23 protein-coding genes are annotated in these 21,070 nt (G+C 69.4%); 6 read left to right on the top strand and 17 right to left on the bottom strand.

Annotation, left to right across the window (positions count from 1 at the left end):
• The 4 genes from AB0E69_RS13435 to AB0E69_RS13420 form a co-directional block, all read right to left on the bottom strand.
• Positions 1–1,023, bottom strand: coding sequence for a hypothetical protein (locus AB0E69_RS13435; protein ID WP_360143790.1), 1,023 nt, complete (start codon positions 1,021–1,023; stop codon positions 1–3).
• Between the two features lie 14 nt (positions 1,024–1,037).
• Positions 1,038–1,547, bottom strand: a complete 510-nt coding sequence (locus AB0E69_RS13430) for a SigE family RNA polymerase sigma factor (RefSeq protein ID WP_360143787.1) — start codon at positions 1,545–1,547, stop codon at positions 1,038–1,040.
• 69 nt (positions 1,548–1,616) lie between these two features.
• Complete coding sequence (locus AB0E69_RS13425; RefSeq protein ID WP_360143784.1) at positions 1,617–2,393, bottom strand: GNAT family N-acetyltransferase; 777 nt, start codon at positions 2,391–2,393, stop codon at positions 1,617–1,619.
• A gap of 147 nt (positions 2,394–2,540) precedes the next feature.
• A complete protein-coding gene (locus AB0E69_RS13420) occupies positions 2,541–3,020 on the bottom strand; it encodes a helix-turn-helix transcriptional regulator (protein WP_360143781.1) in 480 nt (159 codons plus the stop codon).
• A 39-nt stretch (positions 3,021–3,059) separates the two neighbouring features.
• Between AB0E69_RS13420 and AB0E69_RS13415 the strand changes: the two genes are divergently transcribed.
• The 3 genes from AB0E69_RS13415 (at position 3,060) to AB0E69_RS13405 (ending at position 5,091) form a co-directional block, all read left to right on the top strand.
• Complete coding sequence (locus AB0E69_RS13415) at positions 3,060–4,277, top strand: MFS transporter (RefSeq protein WP_360143778.1); 1,218 nt, start codon at positions 3,060–3,062, stop codon at positions 4,275–4,277.
• Positions 4,278–4,546: 269 nt separating this feature from the next.
• The gene (locus AB0E69_RS13410; protein ID WP_360143775.1) at positions 4,547–4,729 is read left to right on the top strand and encodes a hypothetical protein; all 183 of its coding nucleotides are present in this window, start codon (positions 4,547–4,549) and stop codon (positions 4,727–4,729) included.
• Entirely contained in the window at positions 4,726–5,091 is a 366-nt protein-coding gene (locus tag AB0E69_RS13405) for a hypothetical protein (protein ID WP_360143772.1), read from the top strand. Before AB0E69_RS13410 ends, AB0E69_RS13405 begins: the two co-directional genes overlap by 4 nt.
• Positions 5,092–5,295: 204 nt before the next feature.
• On the opposite strand, the gene AB0E69_RS13400 is transcribed toward AB0E69_RS13405, so the two are convergent.
• The 5 genes from AB0E69_RS13400 to AB0E69_RS13380 all read right to left on the bottom strand — a co-directional run bounded on the left by AB0E69_RS13400 (position 5,296) and on the right by AB0E69_RS13380 (position 10,082).
• Positions 5,296–6,048: a hypothetical protein gene (locus tag AB0E69_RS13400; RefSeq protein ID WP_360143769.1), complete on the bottom strand. Its 753-nt coding sequence runs from the start codon at positions 6,046–6,048 to the stop codon at positions 5,296–5,298.
• Between the two features lie 479 nt (positions 6,049–6,527).
• Positions 6,528–7,322: a methyltransferase domain-containing protein gene (locus AB0E69_RS13395; RefSeq protein WP_360143766.1), complete on the bottom strand. Its 795-nt coding sequence runs from the start codon at positions 7,320–7,322 to the stop codon at positions 6,528–6,530.
• Between the two features lie 117 nt (positions 7,323–7,439).
• A complete protein-coding gene (locus AB0E69_RS13390; protein ID WP_360143763.1) occupies positions 7,440–8,186 on the bottom strand; it encodes a phytanoyl-CoA dioxygenase family protein in 747 nt (248 codons plus the stop codon).
• 41 nt (positions 8,187–8,227) lie between these two features.
• A complete protein-coding gene (locus AB0E69_RS13385; protein WP_360143760.1) occupies positions 8,228–9,640 on the bottom strand; it encodes an alpha/beta hydrolase in 1,413 nt (470 codons plus the stop codon).
• Positions 9,641–9,719: 79 nt separating this feature from the next.
• On the bottom strand, positions 9,720–10,082 hold the full coding sequence (locus AB0E69_RS13380; protein WP_360143757.1) for a nuclear transport factor 2 family protein: 363 nt from the start codon (positions 10,080–10,082) through the stop codon (positions 9,720–9,722).
• A gap of 113 nt (positions 10,083–10,195) precedes the next feature.
• Between AB0E69_RS13380 and AB0E69_RS13375 the strand changes: the two genes are divergently transcribed.
• Complete coding sequence (locus tag AB0E69_RS13375) at positions 10,196–10,990, top strand: helix-turn-helix transcriptional regulator (protein WP_360143754.1); 795 nt, start codon at positions 10,196–10,198, stop codon at positions 10,988–10,990.
• Positions 10,987–11,496, top strand: coding sequence for a DinB family protein (locus AB0E69_RS13370; protein WP_360143751.1), 510 nt, complete (start codon positions 10,987–10,989; stop codon positions 11,494–11,496). The genes AB0E69_RS13375 and AB0E69_RS13370 overlap by 4 nt, the downstream gene beginning before the upstream one ends.
• Before the next feature lie 42 nt (positions 11,497–11,538).
• On the opposite strand, the gene AB0E69_RS13365 is transcribed toward AB0E69_RS13370, so the two are convergent.
• Together AB0E69_RS13365 and AB0E69_RS13360 are read right to left on the bottom strand one after the other, a co-directional pair.
• On the bottom strand, positions 11,539–12,624 hold the full coding sequence (locus tag AB0E69_RS13365) for a hypothetical protein (protein WP_360143748.1): 1,086 nt from the start codon (positions 12,622–12,624) through the stop codon (positions 11,539–11,541).
• Entirely contained in the window at positions 12,624–13,139 is a 516-nt protein-coding gene (locus AB0E69_RS13360; RefSeq protein ID WP_360143745.1) for a SigE family RNA polymerase sigma factor, read from the bottom strand. The genes AB0E69_RS13365 and AB0E69_RS13360 overlap by 1 nt, the downstream gene beginning before the upstream one ends.
• A 166-nt stretch (positions 13,140–13,305) precedes the next feature.
• Between AB0E69_RS13360 and AB0E69_RS13355 the strand changes: the two genes are divergently transcribed.
• Positions 13,306–14,511, top strand: a complete 1,206-nt coding sequence (locus tag AB0E69_RS13355) for a hypothetical protein (RefSeq protein ID WP_360143742.1) — start codon at positions 13,306–13,308, stop codon at positions 14,509–14,511.
• Positions 14,512–14,601: 90 nt separating this feature from the next.
• Here AB0E69_RS13355 and AB0E69_RS13350 read toward each other — a convergent pair whose 3' ends face one another.
• The 6 genes from AB0E69_RS13350 to AB0E69_RS13325 form a co-directional block, all read right to left on the bottom strand.
• Positions 14,602–15,546, bottom strand: coding sequence for a hypothetical protein (locus AB0E69_RS13350; protein ID WP_360143739.1), 945 nt, complete (start codon positions 15,544–15,546; stop codon positions 14,602–14,604).
• Positions 15,547–15,612: 66 nt separating this feature from the next.
• Positions 15,613–16,521 carry a hypothetical protein gene (locus tag AB0E69_RS13345; RefSeq protein ID WP_360143736.1) on the bottom strand — a complete coding sequence of 303 codons (909 nt, stop codon included), beginning with the start codon at positions 16,519–16,521 and terminating at the stop codon, positions 15,613–15,615.
• Entirely contained in the window at positions 16,518–17,060 is a 543-nt protein-coding gene (locus tag AB0E69_RS13340) for a SigE family RNA polymerase sigma factor (RefSeq protein WP_360143733.1), read from the bottom strand. Before AB0E69_RS13340 ends, AB0E69_RS13345 begins: the two co-directional genes overlap by 4 nt.
• A gap of 26 nt (positions 17,061–17,086) precedes the next feature.
• Complete coding sequence (locus tag AB0E69_RS13335) at positions 17,087–18,427, bottom strand: GGDEF domain-containing protein (RefSeq protein ID WP_360143730.1); 1,341 nt, start codon at positions 18,425–18,427, stop codon at positions 17,087–17,089.
• 155 nt (positions 18,428–18,582) lie between these two features.
• Positions 18,583–20,130, bottom strand: a complete 1,548-nt coding sequence (locus AB0E69_RS13330) for a helicase HerA-like domain-containing protein (protein WP_360143727.1) — start codon at positions 20,128–20,130, stop codon at positions 18,583–18,585.
• 226 nt (positions 20,131–20,356) lie between these two features.
• On the bottom strand, positions 20,357–21,061 hold the full coding sequence (locus AB0E69_RS13325; RefSeq protein ID WP_360143724.1) for a murein L,D-transpeptidase: 705 nt from the start codon (positions 21,059–21,061) through the stop codon (positions 20,357–20,359).
• Between the last annotated feature and the right edge of the window lie 9 nt (positions 21,062–21,070).

Genomic DNA, 21,070 nt, shown 5'->3' with positions numbered 1-21,070 from the left:
TCAGGGGTGGCCCGGGATGACTTTGAGGATGTGGCCGTTCTTGTCGTAGGCGGTGAGGGTGTAGGGCGCGGACGTGTGGGGCTTGGGTTCGAGCCAGCTGACTGTGTACCAGCCGTCGTGGACCGCGAAGTCGTGGAGCGACTTGCTGCCGTTGGGATGGATGCGGATCTTCGCGACGTTGGAGTCGGTTCGGCCGGCACCGCCGTACAGGGTTGCGCGGGAGTTACTGCCGGTAGACGGGTTCGCGATGATGTACTCCGCGAAGCCCGGACCGAACGGCTCCCGGTGGTAGACCGCCGCTGGCCAGAGGCCCGGCCCGCTGCCGTCGGGTGTGCCGTTGACGTTCGGGTCGGCCGTGGGCACCAGCTCGCAGAATGCGACGTGACGGCCCGACGGCGACAGCGCGACCAGGCTGGTCTTCCGGCCGGGTGCCGTGTCGGACGCTACGACCCGCCAGTTGGTCAGGTCGCTCCAGACCTGCACCGAGCAGTTCCGCAGCTGGTCGGCCTCCTTGGTGGGCATCGGGTCGCGCCGAGCGGCGGCCTGCAGCGCAGCGGGCGGCCGGTCACCACCGGGGATCGTGCACATCGAGCTGTCCGCGGTATCGCCGCGCCGGAGGTCGCGCATGACCGTCAGTGTGGGCCGGTAGGGATACCCGCGCTGCAGTGGCGACTTGTACTTCGGGAACCGCACCGTACAGAGCCGCATCGCCTGGGCGAACGAGAGCTTCACATCGAGAGCAGCTTCGCCGCGCGGCAGACCCGGTACGCCGGTGAAGTCCGCTACCGCAGTCACCGCAGTGCCACGAACCGGCGGTGCTGCGTGATCAGGTACGGCGCCGACGTTCGGCAGCATGCTCGCCGCGATCGCCACCACCGCAACCCCGGCCACCCCACCACCCGCCGACAGCAGCATCCGGCGACGGCGGTTGCGCCGGCCGCGGGCGACCAGTGCGTGTGCGTCGATCGGACCCAGCGGGTCCGTGCCGGCCAGGCGGCTGAGCTCGGCGCCGATCTCCTCCATGTCGTTCTTCTCCTTCACCGGGCCGGGCCGATCGGCCGGACCTGATCGCTGGCGTTGCGGAGAGTGTCGAGACCACGCGAGGCCTGGCTGCGGACCGTCCCTTCGGAGCAGCCGAGGATCTGGGCGGTCTGCTCGACCGACAGGTCCTCGTAGTACCGCAGTACGACGCAGGCGCGTTGGCGGGCCGGGAGCAGGTCGAGGGCGGCGAGGACCTCGTCGCGCTCGGCATGGGTCTCGGCGTGGTCGCCCAGCCGGACCTGGTCGGCCGGTAGCTCAGCGGTCGGCACTTCCCGGCGCCAGGGGCGCCGGCCGCTGTCCACAGCCTGGTTGACCACGATCCGCCGGGCGTAGGCGAGCGGGTTGCCCCCGCGATCCACCTTCGCCCAGTGCCGGTAGAGCTTCAGCAACGCGTCCTGCACGATGTCGTCGGCCCGGTACCAGTCACCGCAGACCAGGAACGCGGTACGCCGCAACGCAGCACCCGCTACCTCGACGAACTCGATGTACTCCTGGTCCCGGTCCACGATCACTCTCCTCTGTCCCCTTCGATACGAAAGGGGACCGGCCCGGCGTTGCATCCGCCGGGCATCAGGTCAGCGAAGGTCGGCGAGGTGTCCACCCGGGTCGCCAAGGTGAGCAGCAGTCGCTCGTGGGGCGAAGCCGAGACGGCGGTAGATGCGATCGGCGCCGTCGTCGCCAGGCGTCAACCACGCGAGCGTCGCACCGGCGCGCTCGAAGGCCGTCGAGGTCCCGTACGCCGTGGCGATCGCGCCGAGACCGCGCCGGCGATGGGTGTGGATCGTGCCCACCCCAGCGACCTCGGTGACGCCGTCAGCAACCGCAGTCCACGCGGCAGTCGCAGCCGGTACGCCGTCCACTCGGATCAGCACTGCGCCGCCGTCGGCCGGGTCCGGCCGGTAGCTGAAGCCGGTGGTGTCCATCTCATACGCATCGGCGGAAACCGCGTTCGCCAGCTGCTGCTGCTCGTCCGACTCCACCACCTCGACCGTCACACCGGCGGGCAGACTCGGAACCTGCAGGTCCACGGGCTCGACGACCAGCAGCGGCGGCCGCGATACAAGAGTCATCCCAGCCGTGACCAGTGCCTCGACCAGCCCGGGCGAAGCCTCCTCCACCAGCTCCGCACTCAGCCACCGCCCCGCCGCGGCGAACTCCTGACGGATCGTCTCCACGGCAGCGGGTACGGCAGCCGTGTCGAACGGCTCGCCTGGCGCGGCCGCGACCATCCCCGACAGGAACCAGTCGTCCTTCTCGTGCAACAGACCCACCAACGGGCCGGCGACGACCTTCCGCCGCGACCTCGTCAGCCCCGCCAGCTGCGCCCGCGCGATCCGCGCCCCGATGTTCATGTCGCGGACCCTACGACCGCCCACCCAACCCCCTCGACTGCTTTTCGCCCAACCAGGACAGCCCGGCAGACCCGGCGAACCCGTCGGACCCGTCGGACCCGTCGGACCCGTCAGACCCGCCCGACCCGGCAGACCCGGACAGCCCGCCTACCCGCCCGACCCGGCGGACCCGGCGGGTCCGGCGGGTCCGGCGGGTCCGGACAGCCTGGCCAGTTCCAGTAGGTCCAGTAGCCGGCTCAGGTCGGCTGGAGAGGGAACCCGGCCCAAAAGCGCACCCAATGCATCAACGGTCGCCACCAACTGCCGCCGAGTCGCCGTCCGCGACCGCTCACCGGCCAACTCCGCGATCACTCGACCAACCCGATCATCAGCGTTCACTACCGAAGCACCAGCCAGCGCCGAAGCGCCGACCGTCGGCGGCTCGACCGATTCCTCCGCCGCGAGCCGGACCTCGAGCTCAGCGCCCAACGCAGCCGCCAACCGATCCAGCGCCGCGACGGTCGGGTTGCCGCGGCCGTTCTCCAGGTTCGCGATGTACGGCACCGACAATCCCGCCTCGACCGCCACCGACGCGATCGTTCGACCAGACGCCTTCCGACGCTCCCGGAGTACCTCTCCCAGCTCCATCTGGTTATTCTGTCAGAACACTCTATCCTGTGGGGAAACATGAGAGATTTCCGGCGCGTCTGGCTCAGCGGCGCCGTCTCGGGCGTCGGGTCCTGGCTGCTGATCGTCGCACTACCGGTCCACGTCTTCGCCATCACCGGCTCGACGGTCGCCACTGGCCTGACCCTGGCCCTGGAGGCACTGCCCCCGCTGCTACTCGGCCCGTGGGCAGGCGCCTTGCTGGACCGATGGAATCTGACCAAAGCCATGTGGATCGCCGACCTGATCAGTGCAGCCGCCGTGGCGCTAATCCTGTTCGCCGACCACCTGGCGCTGATCCTGTCCGCCGACCACCTGGCCCTGATCTACGTCGCGATCCTGCTCGAGAACGCCGCGAGCACGGTCTTCCGTCCCGCGGCCCGCGCCCTCGTCCCCGCGATCGTTGGCACCGGCAACGAACTGGCGAGAGCGAACGCTCTCACCGCCGGCACCGGCAGCGCGATCCGCCTGGTCGCGCCGCCGCTCGGCGCGCTCCTGCTCGCCGGACCTGGGATCGAGTTCGTTCTGATCGCCGACATCCTGAGCTACCTGCTCTCGGCAGTGATCATCGCGACCATTCGAACCCATCCGCTCCGCGATCGCACAAACAAGCCACACCCGATCAAAGGCATGCAAACGATCAGAGCCCACCGAGGACTCCGCGGCATCCTCCTCGGCCAGACCGCCTTTCTCACCGCCAACGCCGGCCTGACCGCCCTCCTCGTCCCGTTCACCGTCGACCGCCTGCACGCCGAGGGGTATGTCGTCGGCTACCTGATCGCCGGCCTCGGCGCGGGCTACCTGATCGGTGCCGCACTGAGCACCCACGCCGCCCGCGCACTCCACACCCGCGAACTCCTCGTCGCCACCCAGTTCGCCACGGCCGCGGCGTACTTCGCGCTCTTCAACGCACCCAATGTCCCGATCGCGATCGCCACCGCCGGGCTGATCGGCGTACCAGGCAGCATCCTGCTGATCACCGCCGAGACGGCGATCCAGCGTGCCACCCCCGCGGCCGTCCTCGCCGGCGTCGGCGCACTCTTCTTCGCTGCCGACTCACTGGCCCTGTTGGTCGGCGCTCTCGCCGCCCCGGCGGTGACCTTGCTGGTCGATCTCCCGCTCACGCTCAACCTGCTCGCGGCCTTGGCAGTGGTTGCAGCCGCCGCCACTCTGATCGTCGTACCGCGGCATCCGGCGGCCTTTCTGCCGATGCGTGACCGACCGGCCGCAAAGGGTTAGTCGGATGTCATAGATTTCGGCCTGGTTCGAAAAGCCGAATCGTTATTGGCAAATCCCTGCAAACACCATTGACAGGGCTTTCCAGGCCCCTCCGAGGACCTCGCGGAGACCGCCCTGACCTGCACTTTCGAAGGATTCCCTACTGAGCGTTAGGTGTCTGTAAAGGTCCCTTCCAAACTGTTCCGGATGGCCCCGCGGGTGCGGTGTTCTTTACTCAGCACCGGACAAAGCCGTTCGGGGCACCGACCGAGACTGCCGAAGGAACCGCGATGACCGAGACGCTCGAAACCCCCGCAACGCACCACCGGGTGCGGGTCTGGTTCGGAGCGCACCCGATCGCGGACCACACCGCCACAGCGGACCAGGCAGTGCAGTACGAGGAAGCCATGCGCCGCCGCTTCGCCTCCCTCCGGGTGACGAGCGAGCCGGTGTTGGTGGACGCCGAGCGATGACCACCCGGCCGACGCTGCTCGGGTACGTACGGGCCGACGCGCTGAGCTGCGCGGAGGAGCTGGCCGCGGCGACGGATTCCCTCGCCCGGTTCGCCAGCGTCGAGGGATTCACCCTCGGCACCGTCTACACCGAGCGCGACGCGGCCGAGAGCGCGGCCTTCCACGCACTGCTCGAAGAGGTGAAGCGGTCCGACGTCCGGGCGGTCGTCGTCCCGACGCTGAACCACCTCAGCTCGGTCGGTACCCCGGCGGCCCTGAGCCGGCTGGAGCTTCACCAGGCCCAAGCAGTACCAACACAGGCATTAGCAACACAGGCATTAGCAACACAGGCATTAGCAACACAGGCAGTACCAACTCCATAGACAAGCGGAGCTGACGTCTTGACCCCTGCATCGGCGTCGGTTCCGCTCTCCACCTCCACAGCTGCACCGGGGATGCCCGGGCGGTAGTGGACCAACCAAGGCCCCACCGGCTGCTACCGGTGGGGCCTTGTCGTTCACCCACGAAGCTCAGGCCGCGAAGCTCAGCCAAGCATCCTCAGCCCACCAAGCTCAGGCCAACGAAGCTCAGGCCACGATCTTGTAGCCGTACCGCTTCATCACCGTGGCCACCGAGGTATCGAAGACCCCAGTCGCCTTGAGCTTGAAGTGCAGCTGCACCTCCCGGATCACCCGCTGGAAGTGCAGGTGCCACGGTACGCCGGCCGGCGGCACAGTCTCCGCCTTCGTGATCGCGCCGACCCGCGGATGCGCGGCCCAGGCGATCACCCGGGCCCGGTCCGCACCCCAGACCCCGACCATCGCGTCATGGGTCCGCGCATACGCCATCGCGGCCAGCGAGATCGTCGAGTCCGGTACCGGCTGCTTCGGCGGGTGTGCCTTCAGGTACAGCTCCCAGGTCATCCCGTAGAAGCCGGGTGGCCCGTCGTCGGCTCCCCGGTTGGCCAGCCCGTTCCGCTTCCGGTGGTACTCCACGACCTGCAGCGCCGCGCCCCGGGACAGGTCCTTGTCGCCGACCGCGATCGCGTGCACGTGGAACGGCCAGTTGCCCTGCGCCGGCGTCCGCAGCCAGGCCGCGAACCCGACCTGCCGCATCGCCTTGACCACAGCGACCCGCTGAGCGGCGCTCTTGGTCCGGACGTCGATGTCGACCGCACCACCGCCGTCGTGCGTGCCGGCCGAGGCCTCGACCCCACCTTTGTTGTATGACCCCTGCAGAATCGCGAACTTGGACTTGTACAGCTTCTCCGCGGCCTCGACCATCGCCTCGGTCCGCCGATTCACGGTGACGCCCCGCCACGCAATCCTTGCCTCAGGCATCGGCGTCCTCGGGTATCCCGGCCAGGATCAGCTCCGCGTCCTCGGCGGCGCCGAGCGCCTCCAGCTGGTCCAGGTCGGCCTCGGACAACTCTTCGTCGAACATTTCAGGCATTGCGATTCCTCCCCCTTGACGTCCGCGCGCGTCCCCGGGCGCGCGGCACATCGCCGTCCAGCGTAGGTCGCTGCCGGGTCAGGGTCTACGTCCGTTCGGGCAGTCAAGGTTTGAGGAACGTGAAGTTTTCCGGACACCCGCGCGCCGGAGTGTGTGAGTCCGGAGCGGGTGGGGTACCTGTAAGTGGTCCCGCGGTTCGGTCAGTGCCATTCGGGCATGGGTGGTGTTCACCGAGCCGCGAGTTCTCCCACTGAGGGGCGGGAGAACGACCGGCCCGGCGGGTGCGTCTCTCCCAGGATGCACCCGCCGAGACCGAAATCTCGGCCCGCCTCGAAATCTTGGCCCGCCTCCGAAAGCTTGGCCGGCCTCAGAGCGCCGACGCGACGAACAGATACCGGTTCAGGCTGAAGAAGTAGCTGTCGCCGAGGCCGCGCAGGTCGTCGGCCCAGGCGCGGGCCTCGTGCTCGGCCACTCCGGCATGCCCCGGGACGAACGCTGACACGATGTCGATCAGCCCGGCACTGTACGTGTGGTCGTCGTACCCCGCGTTGAGGATCGGCACCACGGACTGGTGCGTGACCGTGAAACCGGACTTGACCAGTACGTCGGCCAGCGTCCGGGGCAGATGCGGATCGACCAGGTGGTCCTCGAACGCGGTCAGTACCCGTCCCATCCGTTCGTCGTCGCTCGACCGCCACACCACCGAGCCCCAGTCGGTGTCCAGCAGTACGACGCGACCGGCCGGGCGGAGCACCCGCCGTACCTCGTCCAAGGCGCCCGCGACGTCGTCGACGTACTCGAAGACCTGGGTGGACACGACCACGTCGAAGCTCTCTGCCGGGTGTGGGATCCACGCGGCCGAGGCGAGCTCGAGCTCAACCCCAGGCCCGGCGTCGGCCCGGGTCCCGGCGATCGCCAGCATGCTCTCGCTGATGTCGATCCCGCAGATCCGCCCCGACGGCCCAACCTCCTCGGCCATCTCGGCCGCCAGCAACCCCGGCCCAACTCCCACATCGAGCACCCGGTCGCCCGCCCGCAAGGCGAGCGCGGTCCGGACCACGCGCCGCTGCTCGATCACGTCCGGCGTCGTGTACACCAACTCGATCTGCCGCGACACCTCAGGATCGAACCGCAACCCGTCCACCTCGACCTCTCCGCCCATGCCCAACATCATGGTCCTCCGAAGCCCCGCCGGGGAGGGCATTCGACGACCTGCCCCGAGATGCCCCGCTATGGTCGCCGGGTCATCGAGCTGCCCCAGATGTTTCTCCGCATGCCCTCAGTGGGCTTTCCAGATGAAGCGGCTGCGCATCATGCGTGGGGTGGATGCGGCGTTCGGGGCGATCGAGTGCAGGGTCCAGGGGTGGGTGAAGTAGACGTCGCCGGCCTGGCCGGTGAGCTCCAGGACCCGGACCGGGAGCCCGTCGATCTCGGACTCTTGCAGTGGGTCGAGTGAGCGGTCGGGTGAGGTGAGTTCGCGGAGCCAGGCGTGTGAGCGGAGGACGCCGTCGCGGACGGTCGTGAAGTCGCGTTCGTCGGTGGTCGTCAGGTAGCGGGCGATCACGTGGTGCGATCCGGCGACCTGCGGCGTACCGCCGCCGCCCGGCGCGAGGTCGTCCAGCAGGGACCAGATCTTGACAGCGGGCAGGTCGTCGACCGGGAGATCGAAGCCGACGTCGACGTGCCACTGGCGGTGGGGCACCGACCAGGGCACGCCCTCGGGCATCGTGACCAGGACCTGCCCCTGGTGGGGCGGCTGGATCCAGGCGCCGAGCAGGCCGTCGAGGGCCGATCGGACCACCGGGCTGAGGATCGCGTGCGCCACGCGGTGGGTCTTGGTGGTCTTCAGTCCGGTCGGCCTGGTCGGTGTCCAGGTCGTCGGGTCGTCGCGGGACATGCCGTGCCTGGTGGAGAGCTCTTGCCACAGCACGTCCCGCATCCGCTCGGCGTCCGCGGCGGAGAACGCGGCCGGGAGCTTCACGATCCCGTCCCGCTCGAAGGTCTGGAGCTGCTCGGCGGTCAGCATTCGTCCATGCTCCGTCCGACCGCCGAGCGACGGCCACCGAATTAACAGTTCTCGGTCGGCATCTTGCCGGTGAGCAAGTAGTCCGTGATTCGGTCCCGGGCGCACTGGGAGTTGAAGTACGCCGTGTGGCCGTAGGTGTCTGCGGTCAGCAGATGACTGTTGTCGATCTGGTGGGCCAGGCTGCGGGCGCCGGGCAGCGGGGTCGACGGGTCGTGGATGGTTGACGTGATCAGGATCGGGGCAGCCCCATGGACCGGGGTCCTGCCCCACGGGTTGCTCGGTGGGATCGGCCAGCCGGAGCAGGCGGCCGTGATCGTCCAGGCCTCGACCGCGGCGCCGACGCGCGGTGCGACGGCCTTGGCCAGGGCGAGCCGGGCGCGAGCGTCGGCGTACCCCTTGAGCTCACCGGGGAGGTCCATGCAGGACACCGCAGCGTACGCCGTCTCCGGGTTGCCGATGTAGCTGAGGTTCGCGAAATCGGTCCCGTCACCCTTCGCCGCCTTCGCCAGTGCGGTCGCCAGGGCGGTCCAGTTGTCGCTGACCATCCGCGTCAGCGGGAGGTACGTCGGCAGCGCCATCCGCATCACGTCGCCGGTCACCGGCCGCGGTCCGCTCAGCGGGTGCTTGTCCGCCTTCCGCACGGTCGCATCCCAGACCTTGCCGACGTCCTGACCGTGCAGCGCGCACGCCTCGTCCTTGTCGCACCACGCCGCGAACTGGTGGAAGCCGTACTCCATCGTCCTTGCCTCATCGAGCATGAACTTCACCGGACCCTGCGCGTGGTCGACGATCCCGTCCACCACCATCCGCCCGACCCGCTTCGGGAACTGCTGCGCGTAGATCGTGCCGAGGTACGACCCGTAGGACAGCCCGATGTAGTTGAACTTCTGCTCGCCCAGCGCACCGCGGATCGCGTCCATGTCCCGCGCGACCGTCGTGGTGTCGAGGTTGCGCATCAGGTCACCGTGCTGCTTCAGGCACTGCTGCCCGGTCGCACGGCTCGACGCCACCATCGCGTCGTACTGCGCCTTGTTCTTCGGGAATGCGGGTACGCCGGGACGCAGCACCGGCCCGCAGTCGAGCTGGCTGCTGCTCCCGGTACCACGCGGGTCGAAGCTGATCAGGTCGTACTTGTCCCGGAACTGCGGGAAGACGAAGTCGGCCAGTCCGGCCGCGAAGATCGCACCGCCGGCGCCGCCCGGTCCGCCCGGGTTGAAGAACAGCGCCCCGAGCTTGTGCGCCTGGTCGCGGGCCGGGACCTTCGCGACGAAGACCTGCGTGGTCCGGCCGGACGGCTTCGAGTAGTCGAGCGGCACGGTCAGCTTCGCGCATTGCTCGACCGCGCCTGGTTTGCATGCTTCCCAGTCCAACCCTGCGGCGGCCGCCGTACCCGCGGGAACGGCGGCTGCCAGCAGGGCTCCTGTCACGGATGCCGCTGTCAATGATTTCCACATGCCGGCCAACCTAGGCGGTCGGCGTCGCACCCGGCATCCGTCGAAGGACGACGCAGAATCAGCCGGAAGGTGGACGCGCTCAGTGCTCCGGGGCGAAGTCGTGGAACCCGATCAGCTGCCGGATCTTGCCGTCGTCGGTGAGTACGACGATGTCGGTCCCGCCAGCGACCGGCTCCTGGCCCTCGGCCTTCAGGTGCCAGGACCAGCGCAGGTACCCGTGGTGCTCGTCGATCGCACCGATCCGGAAGAAGGACAGCCCGGGGAACATGTGCTGCGCGGCGCCGACCAGTTTGTTCAGCTCGTCGTGCCCGTTCGCTTCGAAGCTCGGGTCGACGAACGTTGCCCCTTCGGCCCAGGATCCGGCGATCAGCTCGGCCCGGCGGGCGCTGTCGGCCTCGTTCCACATCGCGAAGTACTGGTCGGCGAGAGTCGTTGCGTTCATGGTGCTTCCTCCAGAGTCGGTTCGGATGACCAGAACCTTGCCGCCGGTGGTGGCGAACGGTCGATGACGTCGGAGGTAATGGCGCTGTCTACGCGAGCGGTTACGGTCGGACCATGGCAGCCACGATCGACGAAACGTTCCAGCGCCCGGTGGGCGAGCTCCTGCGCGGCTGGCGGGAGCGCCGCCGGCTCAGCCAGCTCGAGCTGGCGAACCGGGTCGAGGTGTCCACCCGGCACGTGAGCTTCGTGGAGACCGGCCGGTCGAAGCCGAGCCGCGAGATGGTGCTGCGGCTCGCCGAGCATCTCGACGTACCGCTGCGGGACCGGAACCAGCTGCTGCTGGCCGGTGGGTTCGCGCCGATCTACACCGAGTCGTCGCTGCACTCACCGGCGATGCTGGCGGTCCGGACCACCCTGCGCCGGCTGCTGAAGGCCCACGAGCCGTACCCCGCGCTCGTGGTCGACCGCTGGTGGAACATCGTCGAGGCGAACCACGGTGCGCGATTGTTCACCGATGATCTCGACGAAAAGTTGCTGCAGGCACCCATCAACGTACTCCGGCTGAGCCTGCACCCGGACGGGCTGGCCGGCCGGATCGACAACATCGCCGAGGTCCGCGCCGCCGCCTTGGCCAGCCTGCAACGACAGATCACCGCCACCGCCGACCCCGAACTACAGGACCTGTACGACGAGCTCCGCGAGTACGCCGTCAACGACAAACCGCTGCAGCCGGGGCCGACCGACGTCGTCATCCCGTTCAACCTCACCCACAACGGGTACCAGTTGTCCCTACTCACCATGATCGCCACCTTCGGCACCCCGCTGGACATCACGGTGTCCGAACTGATGATCGAGTCCTTCTACCCCGCCGACGACAAGACGGCGGAGTACCTCCGGGAGCTGGGATGAACGATCGACCATCACTCGCCGAGTCCGACACGACCGCGCTTCATCTGTGGTGGCTCGATCATTACCGATCGATCATCGAAGGGAAGTTGCGCGGGCTCAGTGACGCTGACCTGCGGAGCAGTCGGTTGCCGTCAGGGTGGTCGCCGCTCGAGCTGCTGAAGCACCTGGTGTTCATGGAGCAGCGATGGCTGCTTTGGGGGTTCGGCGGTCAGGCGGTCGAGCATCCGTGGGGAGACTCGGGCGACGATCCGGACGGCCCCTGGAAAGTCGGCGCGGACGAGACGCTCGACGACCTGCTCGGCCAGTTGCACGAGCGCGGCGAGGTCACCCGGCAGCTGGTGGGCGGCGCGCATCCATCGACGTTCGCCGCCGCGGGTGGCCGCTTCGGTCCCGACGAGCGACCCACCTTGAACTGGATCCTCTTCAATGTCCTGCAGGAGTACGCCCGCCACGCGGGCCACCTGGACGTGGCGCGCGAACTGGCAGATGGAGCCACCGGCGAGTAGGCCTTGCAGGAAGGGAGACCTGCTCGCCGGTGGCTGGGAGCCCTACCGGTTTGAGGAGGGGTGACCGGTGGGGAACGTGGTCGGGATGCTCGGCGTCGGGAGCGTCGGCTTCGTGGTCGGGAAGGTCGGCGTCGCCGTCGGGATCGTCGGCAAGGTCGGCTCGGTCACGTGCGGCCGCGCGCTCGGGTCGATCGTGACCTTCACGCCGCCGGTGACCTTGACGGTCGGGACCGCGGGCTTCGGCAGCGACGGCTCGGTCGTCGGCACGTTCGGCAGCGTGGGCTTTCCGGGCAGGGTCGGCTGCGGTGCGGACGGGTGCGTCGTCGGTACGCCGTGCACACAGTCCGCCGGCAGGGTCGGCAGGGTCGGCTTCGGCAGCGGCTTGCCCGGGACCGTCGGTACGGCCGTCGGCTTCGGCAGCGACGGTTTGGTCGTCGGCACCTTCGGGAGCGTCGGCAGGCTCGGCTTCGTCGTCGGCACCTTGGGCAGGGTCGGCAACGTCGGCTTCGTCGTCGGTACCGTCGGCAGGCTCGGCTTGCCGGTCGGTAGCGAAGGCTTGCCCGTCGGCAGCGTCGGCTTGGTCGGTAGCGAAGGCTTACCGGTCGGCATGGTGGGCAGCGTCGGCTTGGCCGGCAGCGAAGGCTTGCCGGTCGGCAGGGTCGGCTTACCAGGCAACGAGGGCCGGGTGGTCGGCAAGGACGGCTTGTTCACCGGGACCGACGGCAGCGTCGATTTGCCGGGAAGGCTCGGCTTGGTCGTCGGGACCGACGGCACGCTGTTCGGGTCGATCGTCTTGTTCACAACGATCTTCGGCAGCTTCGGCTTGCCCGTCGGCACAGCCGGCAGGCAGGTCGGGTCCACCGACGGCACCTGCGCTGCGCTCGGCAGCACCACCGGGACCGATGGTTTCCCACCGCCCGCCAGCAGGTTCTTCACCGGAAGGGTAGGACCCCCGACCGCGGCGGACACCGTCGCAACGGTGCCGGCGAGCGCGGTCACGCCCGCCGCGGCCAGTCCACGGCGGAGCCAGGTCAGGCGCTTGCCACGCTTCATCAGGGCCGCGGTGTCCGGCTGCCACGGCTCCATCTCGTACGTGAGAGCGTCGCGTACGCGCTTCTCGTCACTCATCAGTTTCCTCCAACTACGCTGTCGATCAGGTCGGGTGCCAGACGCAACTTGGCCAGCGCCCGGGAGGCCGTGCTCTTCACGGTCCCGGCCGCCATGCCGAGAAGTTCGGCGGTCTCGGCCTCGGAGAGATCCTGCGAGTAACGCAGCGCGACCACGGCTCTCTCCCGGACGGTGAGACCTTCGAGTGCCGAGAGCACGGCCTCTCTGGTCTGCACCTCCCCGGCGAAGTCCGCTACCGCTCGCTGGTCCCAATCGTTCTGCACCGGGTCACTGGGTACTTCGTTGTTCCAGCGCCGGCGGGCCTGGGTGAGGAACCGGTTGACCAGCACCCGCCGGACGTACCGCAACGGGTCGCCCTCCAGCCGGTGCCACTTGGGGTAAGACCGCATCAACGCTTGCTGCACCAGGTCCTCGGCGTTGTGCCGATCGCCGCACAGCATCTCCGCGAAGCGGAGCAAGGGTGTCGACTGCGCCACTACGAAGTGCTCGAAGTCGGCGTCCGCGGTCCGGGTCATCGATTCTCCTCTGCCTCTGTCACACCGGTCCAAACCCGCTGAGTGACCGATCGGGTTCTGTCCCGTCATCAATTGCTTAGGAGAAATTTATTGACGGGCTAGCCAGGGGCGATGTTCATGAGTCACATTGAGGAGGAGCACGCACCTTCACCGCCCCGGAGGTCTCATGCGTACCACCCGTCGTGTCCAGCTCGCCGCCTGTCTGGCGGCGACGGCCGCGATCTTTACCGCGACCTTGCCCAGCGCCGCATCCACACCCGATCCGCTCGCCATCACCCAGGTCGCCGGTGGCTCGACCAACATCGCCAACATCACCGTCGCCAACGGCCGCTACACCCTGGGCCCCGCCCCAGCCGCCATCGGCTCATCGGAGATCAAGCAACGCTCCGGCCTCGCCGAGCTCACGCCGGTCCACTTCGCCGACCCCACTTCAGCCGTGATCGTTGGCTACACCGCTGGTACGCCGGACGGCTCGTCGGCGGAGGTCGACGTACGTGCATTCCTCAACGACCGCTGGTCGGAATGGACCGCAGCCAAGGCCGGTACGCCGGTCGCGCTGGCCGCGGCCGGCAACCAGGTGCAGGTCCGGATCATCGTCAGCGCCCCGCCGACCGGCGCGAAGCCGTGGGTCGGTGACGTGACCGTTCAGCCGACTGACAAGGTGGCGGCGAACCGGATGACTATCCAGGCCGCGCCGTTGAAGTCGCACGTGTTCGCCACCCGCGAAGGCCTGGTCGGCGGTACGACGGCCAACGGCCACGTGATCGCCAGCCGCGACCACTTCGTCGCCCTCCCCTCCCGCCGCGGCCTGGCCGGCAACGGCTCCGGCACTTACTCGGTCAAGGTCTGTACGGCGTCCCGCTGCGCGTTCGAGCCGGTCTGGGACGTCGGCCCGTGGAACACCAAGGACGACTACTGGAACCCGAGCGCGACCCGCGAGATGTGGAAGGACCTGCCGCAGGGCAAGCCCGAGGCGCAGGCGGCGTATCAGGACGGCTACAACGGCGGCAAGGATCAGTTCGGACGGACGGTCGCGAACCCGGCCGGGATCGACCTGGCCGACGGCGTCTTCTGGGACGCGCTCGCCCTGCCCGACAACAGCTTCGTCGACGTCACCTACCTGTGGACCGGCGACGGCGGCCGCGGCACGGTCGCGATCTCGTCCGGGTACCTCAACATCCGCAGCTCGGCCAGCTCGTCCGGCGCCGTCGTCGGCATGGCCGGAAAGTCCGCCCAGGTCAGCGTCGAGTGCCAGACCACCGGCCAGTCGGTCAGCGGCTCCCAGGGCACCAGCAACATCTGGCTCCGCGTCAACGCCGGCATGTACGTCGCCAAGGCCTGGATCTCCGCCGGAACGTTCGGCACCTGCTGAACCCCAGGCCCATCACAATCCTGCCGGCCGCGGCGCCGCACGCGTGGCAGTGCATCGGTCGGCGGATTGTGATGGCCTGTGGATCCGCTCTCAGCAGCCGTGGCTCATCTGGGCGCAGGTGTCCTCGCCCCAGACCAGCAGGAAGTCGCGAAAGGCGTGGCCGTTCGCGCCGTACAGCGTGACCTTGATCAGCGTGGTGGGGGCGGGGTCGCCGTCCTTCACCGGCGCCGGAGCCCGGTGCTGCATGATCCAGTACTTGCCCTGCACGACCGCATTCGTGGTCCGTCCGTCCGGGAAGGCGTACGAGATCTTGCTGACACCGGCAGGAACCCGGCCGGCCGACCAGTAGTACTCGTACAGCTTGCCGTTGATCGGGATGACGTTGTTCGCGACGGTGAAGGCGGCCGCGTCGCCAGGCGCGACCCCGGTGACCGCGTCCGGCCGCCGGATCGAGCCTCCGTCACCGCCGCGTGCGTAGGCGGTGTCGCACCCGGCCCAGTACTTGCTGTCGGCAAGGATCAGGACAGTGCCGGGCGCGCCGTCGACGCGGGCAACCGGCTTCGCGCCGCGACCCGGCTTGGCGACGTCGAGGTCCTTCAGCCAGGACTTGCAGGCCGCGACCGGGTCCGCCGGCGGCGGCTGCACGGTCGGCGTCGGGGCAGCGCACTTGCCGGACCGGGTCGGCGGCATCGGCGTCTGCGTGACCGGCTCGCACGGGGTCTGCCGCGGCGTCTCGGGCGGCGGCGCAACGCTCGGGACACGTGAGGTCGGCGGCGCTTGCGACGGCGACGGCGTGTTCGCCGGCGGCCGGCCGGGGGTCGGCGGCGCCTGCGACGGCGGCTCGGCGGCGGTGTCGGTCGGTGTCGGCGCGGGTGTCTGTGATGCCGGCCAACCACCCGCCGCCGCGGTGTCGGTCGACGAGTCCCGGCTGCGGGCCAGCGCCGTACCCGCGACCGCGACGCCGGCCACCGCTGCGATCGCGACCCCGCTGACCAGGATCGCCGTGAACCGCCGTTTCCGGCCCTGTTCGATCATTCGTGCCCTCCACACTTCGACGTTGTCGGACGGAAGGACGCGGCCTGGGGCGCAAAGGTTCTGGACTCAGCAGCCGTGGCTGACCTGGGCACAGGTCTGGGTGCCGGGGACCAGCCGGAAGTCGTTGACGAGGGCACCCGACGAGGACAGCAGCCGGACCCGGACCCGGGCGCCGCCCTCGGCCTTGACGGACAGGTGCCGCAGCAGCCAGAAGCCGTCCTGGATCACCGCGTCCTCGGTCGCGCCGTCGGGAAACGTGTAGCGGATCGTGGCAACCCCGGCGGGGACCATCCCGCCGGCCCAGTAGTACGCCCGCATCCCGGCAGTGCCGACGATCGCGTCGCCGGCCACCGCGAAGGCATCCGTGTCCTGCGGGCTCGGACGCTTGAGCCGCTCGGGCCGCCGGGCCGCGACCGCCGGCGGAACCGTGTTGTCGCAGACGGTCCAGTACCGGCTGTCCGCGATCAGGGCCGTCGTCCCGGACCCGTCGCTGAGCTGTGCCCGTCGGGTCGCCGTCGGCCCAGGCGCGGGACCTCCACCGTCGACGACGGTTGCGACACACGCCGGGACCGTCAACTGTGCTCGGGGAGGATTCGACGTCTGACTTGGCGGCGCGGCTGTCTGGTTCGGGGCGGGCGTCTGGTTCGGCGTTGGGGGCGTCGGCCGGTGTGGCGGCGTCTGGCTGGTAGGCGACTGCTGCTCGGACGGGGTTGGCGGCTCGGGGGTCGACCGGTGCGGCACGGTCTGAGCGGGTTGCGGCGGCTCGCCGACCGACCGTCCGCCGGCCAGGAACCCGCCGGCCGCGATCCCGGCGACCAGCACCGCCGCTGCGCCGGCCGTGGTCAGGTTGCGGACCTTGCGGCGCCGCCGCGCGCCGGCGATCACCAGCGCCGGATCGAGCGGCGCGATGTCGCCGGACGGCGCCAGCGCGTCCCGGAGGTTGTCCTCCGGCGTACGACTGCCTGTCTCGTTCATGCGCGCTCTCCTACGAAACTGCCGCTCAGCTCGGGGGCCGCCCGGAGCTTGGCCAGCGCTCGCGCGTTCGCGCTCTTCACCGTGCCGACCGCCACCCCGAGTACGGCCGCGGCCTGCTGCTCGGTGAGGTCCTCGACGTACCGCAGTACGACGACCGCCCGCTCGCGCCGGGTCAGTGCCGACAGCGCGGCGCCGACCGCGATCCGGCGTTCGACCGCCCCCGACGGATCGGCCGTGAACAGCCGCGACCGGTCCGCCTCGGGTACGTCGTGCAGATCGATGGGGTCGCCGCTGGGACGCTCCCGCCACAATCGCCGCCGTACCCAGGACAGGTGCTGGTTGACGACCGCCTGCCGCACGTACGCAAAGGGGTCGGCCATCTCGATCCGGTCCCAGCGTAGGTATGCCTTCTCCAGGGCGGTCTGCACCAGGTCCTCGGCCAGGCCGGCGTCGCCGCACAGCATCCGGGCGAAGTGCACCAGCCGGGCGGACCGGGCCAGCACGAAAGCCGTGAAGTCGTCGTCACGACTCGATGCCACCGCCCGGCCTCCTCCTGGTCGCCCTCTCAGGCAACAGGACGCCGCACCGAAGTCAAAGGTTCTGTCGCGTCGTGGATCTTTTCCGAGCCGTTCAGCTGGGGCATCGTGACCGTGTCCGCGGCCAACCGGACCCGGTTGCGCCCGGCGGCCTTGGCGGCATACATCGCCCGGTCGGCGCGGAGCAGCAGGTCGTCGACCGTTGCACCGTCGCCCGGGTGGACGGCGACCCCGATGCTCACGGTCAGGCGGAAGGTGTCCGGGTCGAGGTCCGGGTCGTCGAGAACACCGGCGCACATCGCGGCCAGCGGGCTGTTGGCCACCGCGTTCCGCAGCCGGTCCGCGGTGACGGTGGCTTCGTCCAGCCCGGTGTCCGGGAGTGCGATCACGAACTCCTCGCCACCGAACCGGCCGATCACGTCCTTCGCCCGGATCGCGCTGCGCAGGATCGTCGCGACCGCGCGGAGCGCCTCGTCGCCGACCAGGTGGCCGTGCCGGTCGTTGACCTGTTTGAAGTGGTCGATGTCGATCAGCAGCACCGCCATCGGCTCGCGCTGGGTGCGCGCGTGCCGGAGCATCTCCTCGGTCCGCCGCCGCCACCAGTCGACCCGGGTCAGGCTCGTCTTCGGGTCGGTCTGCGCCTCCGACTCGAGTTGGCCGAGCAACAGGGCCCGCTGCGCGGTCAGCGTGATCGGGATCGCCACGAACGCGAACCACGGGCTGATCAGGCAGGCCGCCGCGAGCAGGCAGCCCAGGGTCGCCGCGGTCGCGTCGGTGCAGAGGTCGTCGAGCCCGCCGACCGCCTCGCGCCGGCTGCTGCCCGGGATGATCAGGGAGATGGCCAGGCCACACAGCACGGTGTCGGTCGCGACGTACGCCGCGGCGCCGGCCACCATCGAAATGGCCAGGCCGAGGCCGCTGTCGCCGGTCACGCCGCGGATCGCGACGAAGACCGCGTGTCCGGCGCCGACCGCGAGGACGTGCACCGCGGTCGAGAAGGCCCAGCGGTACGGGATGCACTTGCCGGCCCGGATCCGCCACCAGATCCGCAGCAGCACCGCGACCAGGATCGCCAGCGCCGGGTGCAGGATCACCGCGGCGGCGATCATCCAGGCCGGGGCCAGGTCCTTGTGCAGCGCGCCGCCGTTGCGCCGGCGGCTCTCCACCCGGCGGGCACCCTCGACCGAGACCAGCGCGGAGACGGTCAGGGCGAGCACCACGTCCAGCCCCCGCCAGCCCGGCCCGTCGGCGTACGCGTGCACGGCGTACCCGATCGCGGCCAGGTCGACGAGCACGACAACGGCGAACGCCGGGACCGTCAGGGTCCACAGCGCCCAAGCCCGAACCGCTCGCCTACTCTGCGCAACCATCACCTCACACGGTACGACGTGTGAGCGTCAGGTCCCAATTCGTGACGGCGCGCTGTGGATAACCAGTTGGAAACGAATCCCGAATCCTTCGAAATTCAGTCGTTTGATCAACAATCAAACGGAGGATTTCCCTTGCCGGGCAGCGAATTCCAGCCCTACCGGCGTTTCCGCGCGGCCCCGAAGAGTCCGCGCACGATCTCTCGCCCGGCCGACCGCGCGAACTGCTTGAACGCCGACGAACCGATGACCTGCTCGACCATCGACTTCTCCGGCCTGGCAGCTCGCTGTCGCGGTTCGTGCTGTTCCTGCTGCTGGGCCTTGGCCTGCTCCTCGGCCTGCGCCTGCTCGGCCCCGGCCTGCACCTTCGCCGCGAGGATCTCGTACGCCGACTCGCGGTCGAGCGTCTGGTTGTACTTCGCGTTGTTCGCCGAGGCCTGCACGGCGGCCGTCAGCTGGTCCGCGGACGCCGGCGCCATCAGCGACAGCGGCGCGCGCAGCCGGGTCCACGCGACCGGAGTAGGCGCTCCCTTCTCGTTCATCACCGTGACGATCGCCTCGCCGATCCCGAGCTGCGTCAGCACCTCAGCGAGGTCGTACGACGAGCTCGGGAACGTCGACACCGTCGCCTTGAGCGCCTTCGCGTCGTTCGGCGTGTGCGCCCGGAGCTGGTGCTGCACGCGGGAGCCCAGCTGCGCCAGGACGTCGTCCGGCACGTCCTTCGGCGTCTGGGTCACGAAGAACACACCGACACCCTTGGACCGGATCAGCCGGACCGTCTGCGCGATCGAGTCCAGGAACGCCTTCGACGCGTCGTTGAACAGAAGGTGCGCCTCGTCGAAGAAGAACACCAGTTTCGGCTTGTCCGCGTCGCCAACCTCGGGCAGGTCGTGGAACAGGTCGGCCAGCAGCCACATCAGGAAGGTCGAGAACAGCGCCGGCCGGTCCTGCAGGTTCGGCAGCTCGAGCAGCGAGATGACGCCCTTGCCGTCGCGCTGCTGCATCAGATCCGCGGTGTCGAACTCCGGCTCGCCGAAGAAGGCCTCCGCACCCTGGTCGGCGAACCCGATCAGCGCCCGCAGGATCACCCCCGCGGTCGCGGCGGACAGGCCGCCGAGCTCCTTGAGGTCGCCCTTGCCCTCTTCGGAGGTGAGGTGCTGGATGACCGCGCGCAGGTCCTTGAGGTCGAGCAGGGTCAGGCCGGCCTTGTCGGCGTAGTGGAAGATCAGGCCGAGCGAGGACTCCTGGACGTCGTTCAGGCTGAGCACCTTGGACAGCAGGACCGGGCCGAACGAGGTGATCGTGGCGCGGACCGGGATCCCGGTGCCCTGCCCACCGAGCGCGTAGAACTCGGTCGGGAAGCCGGTCGCGGTCCACTCCTGACCGATCGTCTTGGTCCGCGCCAGCAGCTTGTCGTTGCTCTGCCCCGGCTGCGAGATCCCGGACAGGTCGCCCTTGATGTCGGCCGCGAACACCGCGACGCCGGCCGCGGACAGCTGCTCGGCCATCAGCTGCAGGGTCTTGGTCTTGCCGGTACCGGTGGCACCGGCGACCAGGCCGTGCCGGTTCATCATCCCGAGCGGAATCCGGACCGCCGCCTCCGGTTTCGGCTCGCCGTCGACCAGCAGCGCACCCAGCTCGAGCGCCGGCCCGTCGAACGCGTACCCCTGCTTGACCGTCTCCACGACGTCGGCATTCTCGGCCATGTCAGCGTGCCTTTCCCCGGTTTGGACGAAGTACCCCGGGGTGATGCTAGGGCATGTCCGGCGGTTCCGCGCCGTAGCGAGCAGGTGCGCGGTGCGGTGCATCGCCGCGCGGGGGCGAAGGGTTAGATGCGGAGCATCTTGCCCTTTGCACCCGTGCGGCGAGGTGCCGTGCCGCGTGCCGCGCAGTAGGCGGGGAACCGCCGGACATGCCCTTGGTCCTCTGGAGTCACGGCATGACCACTACACGCGTTGCGCCGGCGGCGAAGGACCAGATCGTGGCCGACATGGCGGCGGAGACCCGGATGCAGCCGTGCGAGGCCTTGTAGTTCGTGCCGAGCAGCCAGTCGGCGTGGATCTGCCGGCCGTTCGACTTGTACGTCGGGATCTGGTGGAAGCCGACGCCGCAGGGCGCGAACCGGACGAAGTTGTTCAGGTACAGGCTGGCCCCGTCGGTGTTCTTCCGGACCCGGGCCGGTCGGCCGCACTTGGAGCCGCTGACGTAGCTGCCGGCCTTCAGGAACCGCGGGTTGTCGATGATCCCGCCCTGCCGGACGACCGTGCCGCGGGCGTCGACCAGCCACACCCAGTTCTGCGTCTGGCTGATCACGATCCGGCGGCCGGTGCCGGAGCGGTGCGGTACGGCGCGGATGTCGCAGCGTTTCGCGGTCGCGGCCATCAGGCGGGCGTACGTCGTACTGTTCAGCGCGCCGGTCTGGCTCAGGACGTTGGCGGACTGGAACCGGACCGTGGCCGCCTGGGTCATGGCGCCGGCCTGACCGTCGACCGGGCCGGCGATGCAGCCGAGCCGGTTCAGGCGGGTCTGCGCGGCTTTGGTCTGCGACACCGTGATCGCGTCCGCGCGTACCGTCGTACCGAAGGCAACAAGACCGAGCACGGTCGCCGCCAGGCCGAGTTTGGGCAGAATTCGCATGCGGTTCAC

This window comes from Kribbella sp. NPDC026611, assembly GCF_040638345.1.
GTDB lineage: Bacteria > Actinomycetota > Actinomycetes > Propionibacteriales > Kribbellaceae > Kribbella.
This window is presented reverse-complemented; position numbering and strand designations above follow the sequence as displayed.

What these genes read in the sequence shown, in the direction of transcription:
- AB0E69_RS13365 (WP_360143748.1), bottom strand. Translation starts at nt 12,624, where the DNA reads ATGAGTGACGAGAAGCGCGTACGCGACGCTCTCACGTACGAGATGGAG.
- AB0E69_RS13420 (WP_360143781.1), bottom strand. Translation starts at nt 3,020, where the DNA reads ATGGAGCTGGGAGAGGTACTCCGGGAGCGTCGGAAGGCGTCTGGTCGA.
- AB0E69_RS13400 (WP_360143769.1), bottom strand. Translation starts at nt 6,048, where the DNA reads ATGCCTGAGGCAAGGATTGCGTGGCGGGGCGTCACCGTGAATCGGCGG.
- AB0E69_RS13330 (WP_360143727.1), bottom strand. Translation starts at nt 20,130, where the DNA reads ATGGCCGAGAATGCCGACGTCGTGGAGACGGTCAAGCAGGGGTACGCG.
- AB0E69_RS13425 (WP_360143784.1), bottom strand. Translation starts at nt 2,393, where the DNA reads ATGAACATCGGGGCGCGGATCGCGCGGGCGCAGCTGGCGGGGCTGACG.
- AB0E69_RS13335 (WP_360143730.1), bottom strand. Translation starts at nt 18,427, where the DNA reads ATGGTTGCGCAGAGTAGGCGAGCGGTTCGGGCTTGGGCGCTGTGGACC.
- AB0E69_RS13350 (WP_360143739.1), bottom strand. Translation starts at nt 15,546, where the DNA reads ATGATCGAACAGGGCCGGAAACGGCGGTTCACGGCGATCCTGGTCAGC.
- AB0E69_RS13405 (WP_360143772.1), top strand. Translation starts at nt 4,726, where the DNA reads ATGACCACCCGGCCGACGCTGCTCGGGTACGTACGGGCCGACGCGCTG.
- AB0E69_RS13325 (WP_360143724.1), bottom strand. Translation starts at nt 21,061, where the DNA reads ATGCGAATTCTGCCCAAACTCGGCCTGGCGGCGACCGTGCTCGGTCTT.
- AB0E69_RS13380 (WP_360143757.1), bottom strand. Translation starts at nt 10,082, where the DNA reads ATGAACGCAACGACTCTCGCCGACCAGTACTTCGCGATGTGGAACGAG.
- AB0E69_RS13415 (WP_360143778.1), top strand. Translation starts at nt 3,060, where the DNA reads ATGAGAGATTTCCGGCGCGTCTGGCTCAGCGGCGCCGTCTCGGGCGTC.
- AB0E69_RS13345 (WP_360143736.1), bottom strand. Translation starts at nt 16,521, where the DNA reads ATGAACGAGACAGGCAGTCGTACGCCGGAGGACAACCTCCGGGACGCG.
- AB0E69_RS13355 (WP_360143742.1), top strand. Translation starts at nt 13,306, where the DNA reads ATGCGTACCACCCGTCGTGTCCAGCTCGCCGCCTGTCTGGCGGCGACG.
- AB0E69_RS13435 (WP_360143790.1), bottom strand. Translation starts at nt 1,023, where the DNA reads ATGGAGGAGATCGGCGCCGAGCTCAGCCGCCTGGCCGGCACGGACCCG.
- AB0E69_RS13385 (WP_360143760.1), bottom strand. Translation starts at nt 9,640, where the DNA reads ATGTGGAAATCATTGACAGCGGCATCCGTGACAGGAGCCCTGCTGGCA.
- AB0E69_RS13360 (WP_360143745.1), bottom strand. Translation starts at nt 13,139, where the DNA reads ATGACCCGGACCGCGGACGCCGACTTCGAGCACTTCGTAGTGGCGCAG.
- AB0E69_RS13375 (WP_360143754.1), top strand. Translation starts at nt 10,196, where the DNA reads ATGGCAGCCACGATCGACGAAACGTTCCAGCGCCCGGTGGGCGAGCTC.
- AB0E69_RS13410 (WP_360143775.1), top strand. Translation starts at nt 4,547, where the DNA reads ATGACCGAGACGCTCGAAACCCCCGCAACGCACCACCGGGTGCGGGTC.
- AB0E69_RS13390 (WP_360143763.1), bottom strand. Translation starts at nt 8,186, where the DNA reads ATGCTGACCGCCGAGCAGCTCCAGACCTTCGAGCGGGACGGGATCGTG.
- AB0E69_RS13370 (WP_360143751.1), top strand. Translation starts at nt 10,987, where the DNA reads ATGAACGATCGACCATCACTCGCCGAGTCCGACACGACCGCGCTTCAT.
- AB0E69_RS13395 (WP_360143766.1), bottom strand. Translation starts at nt 7,322, where the DNA reads ATGGGCGGAGAGGTCGAGGTGGACGGGTTGCGGTTCGATCCTGAGGTG.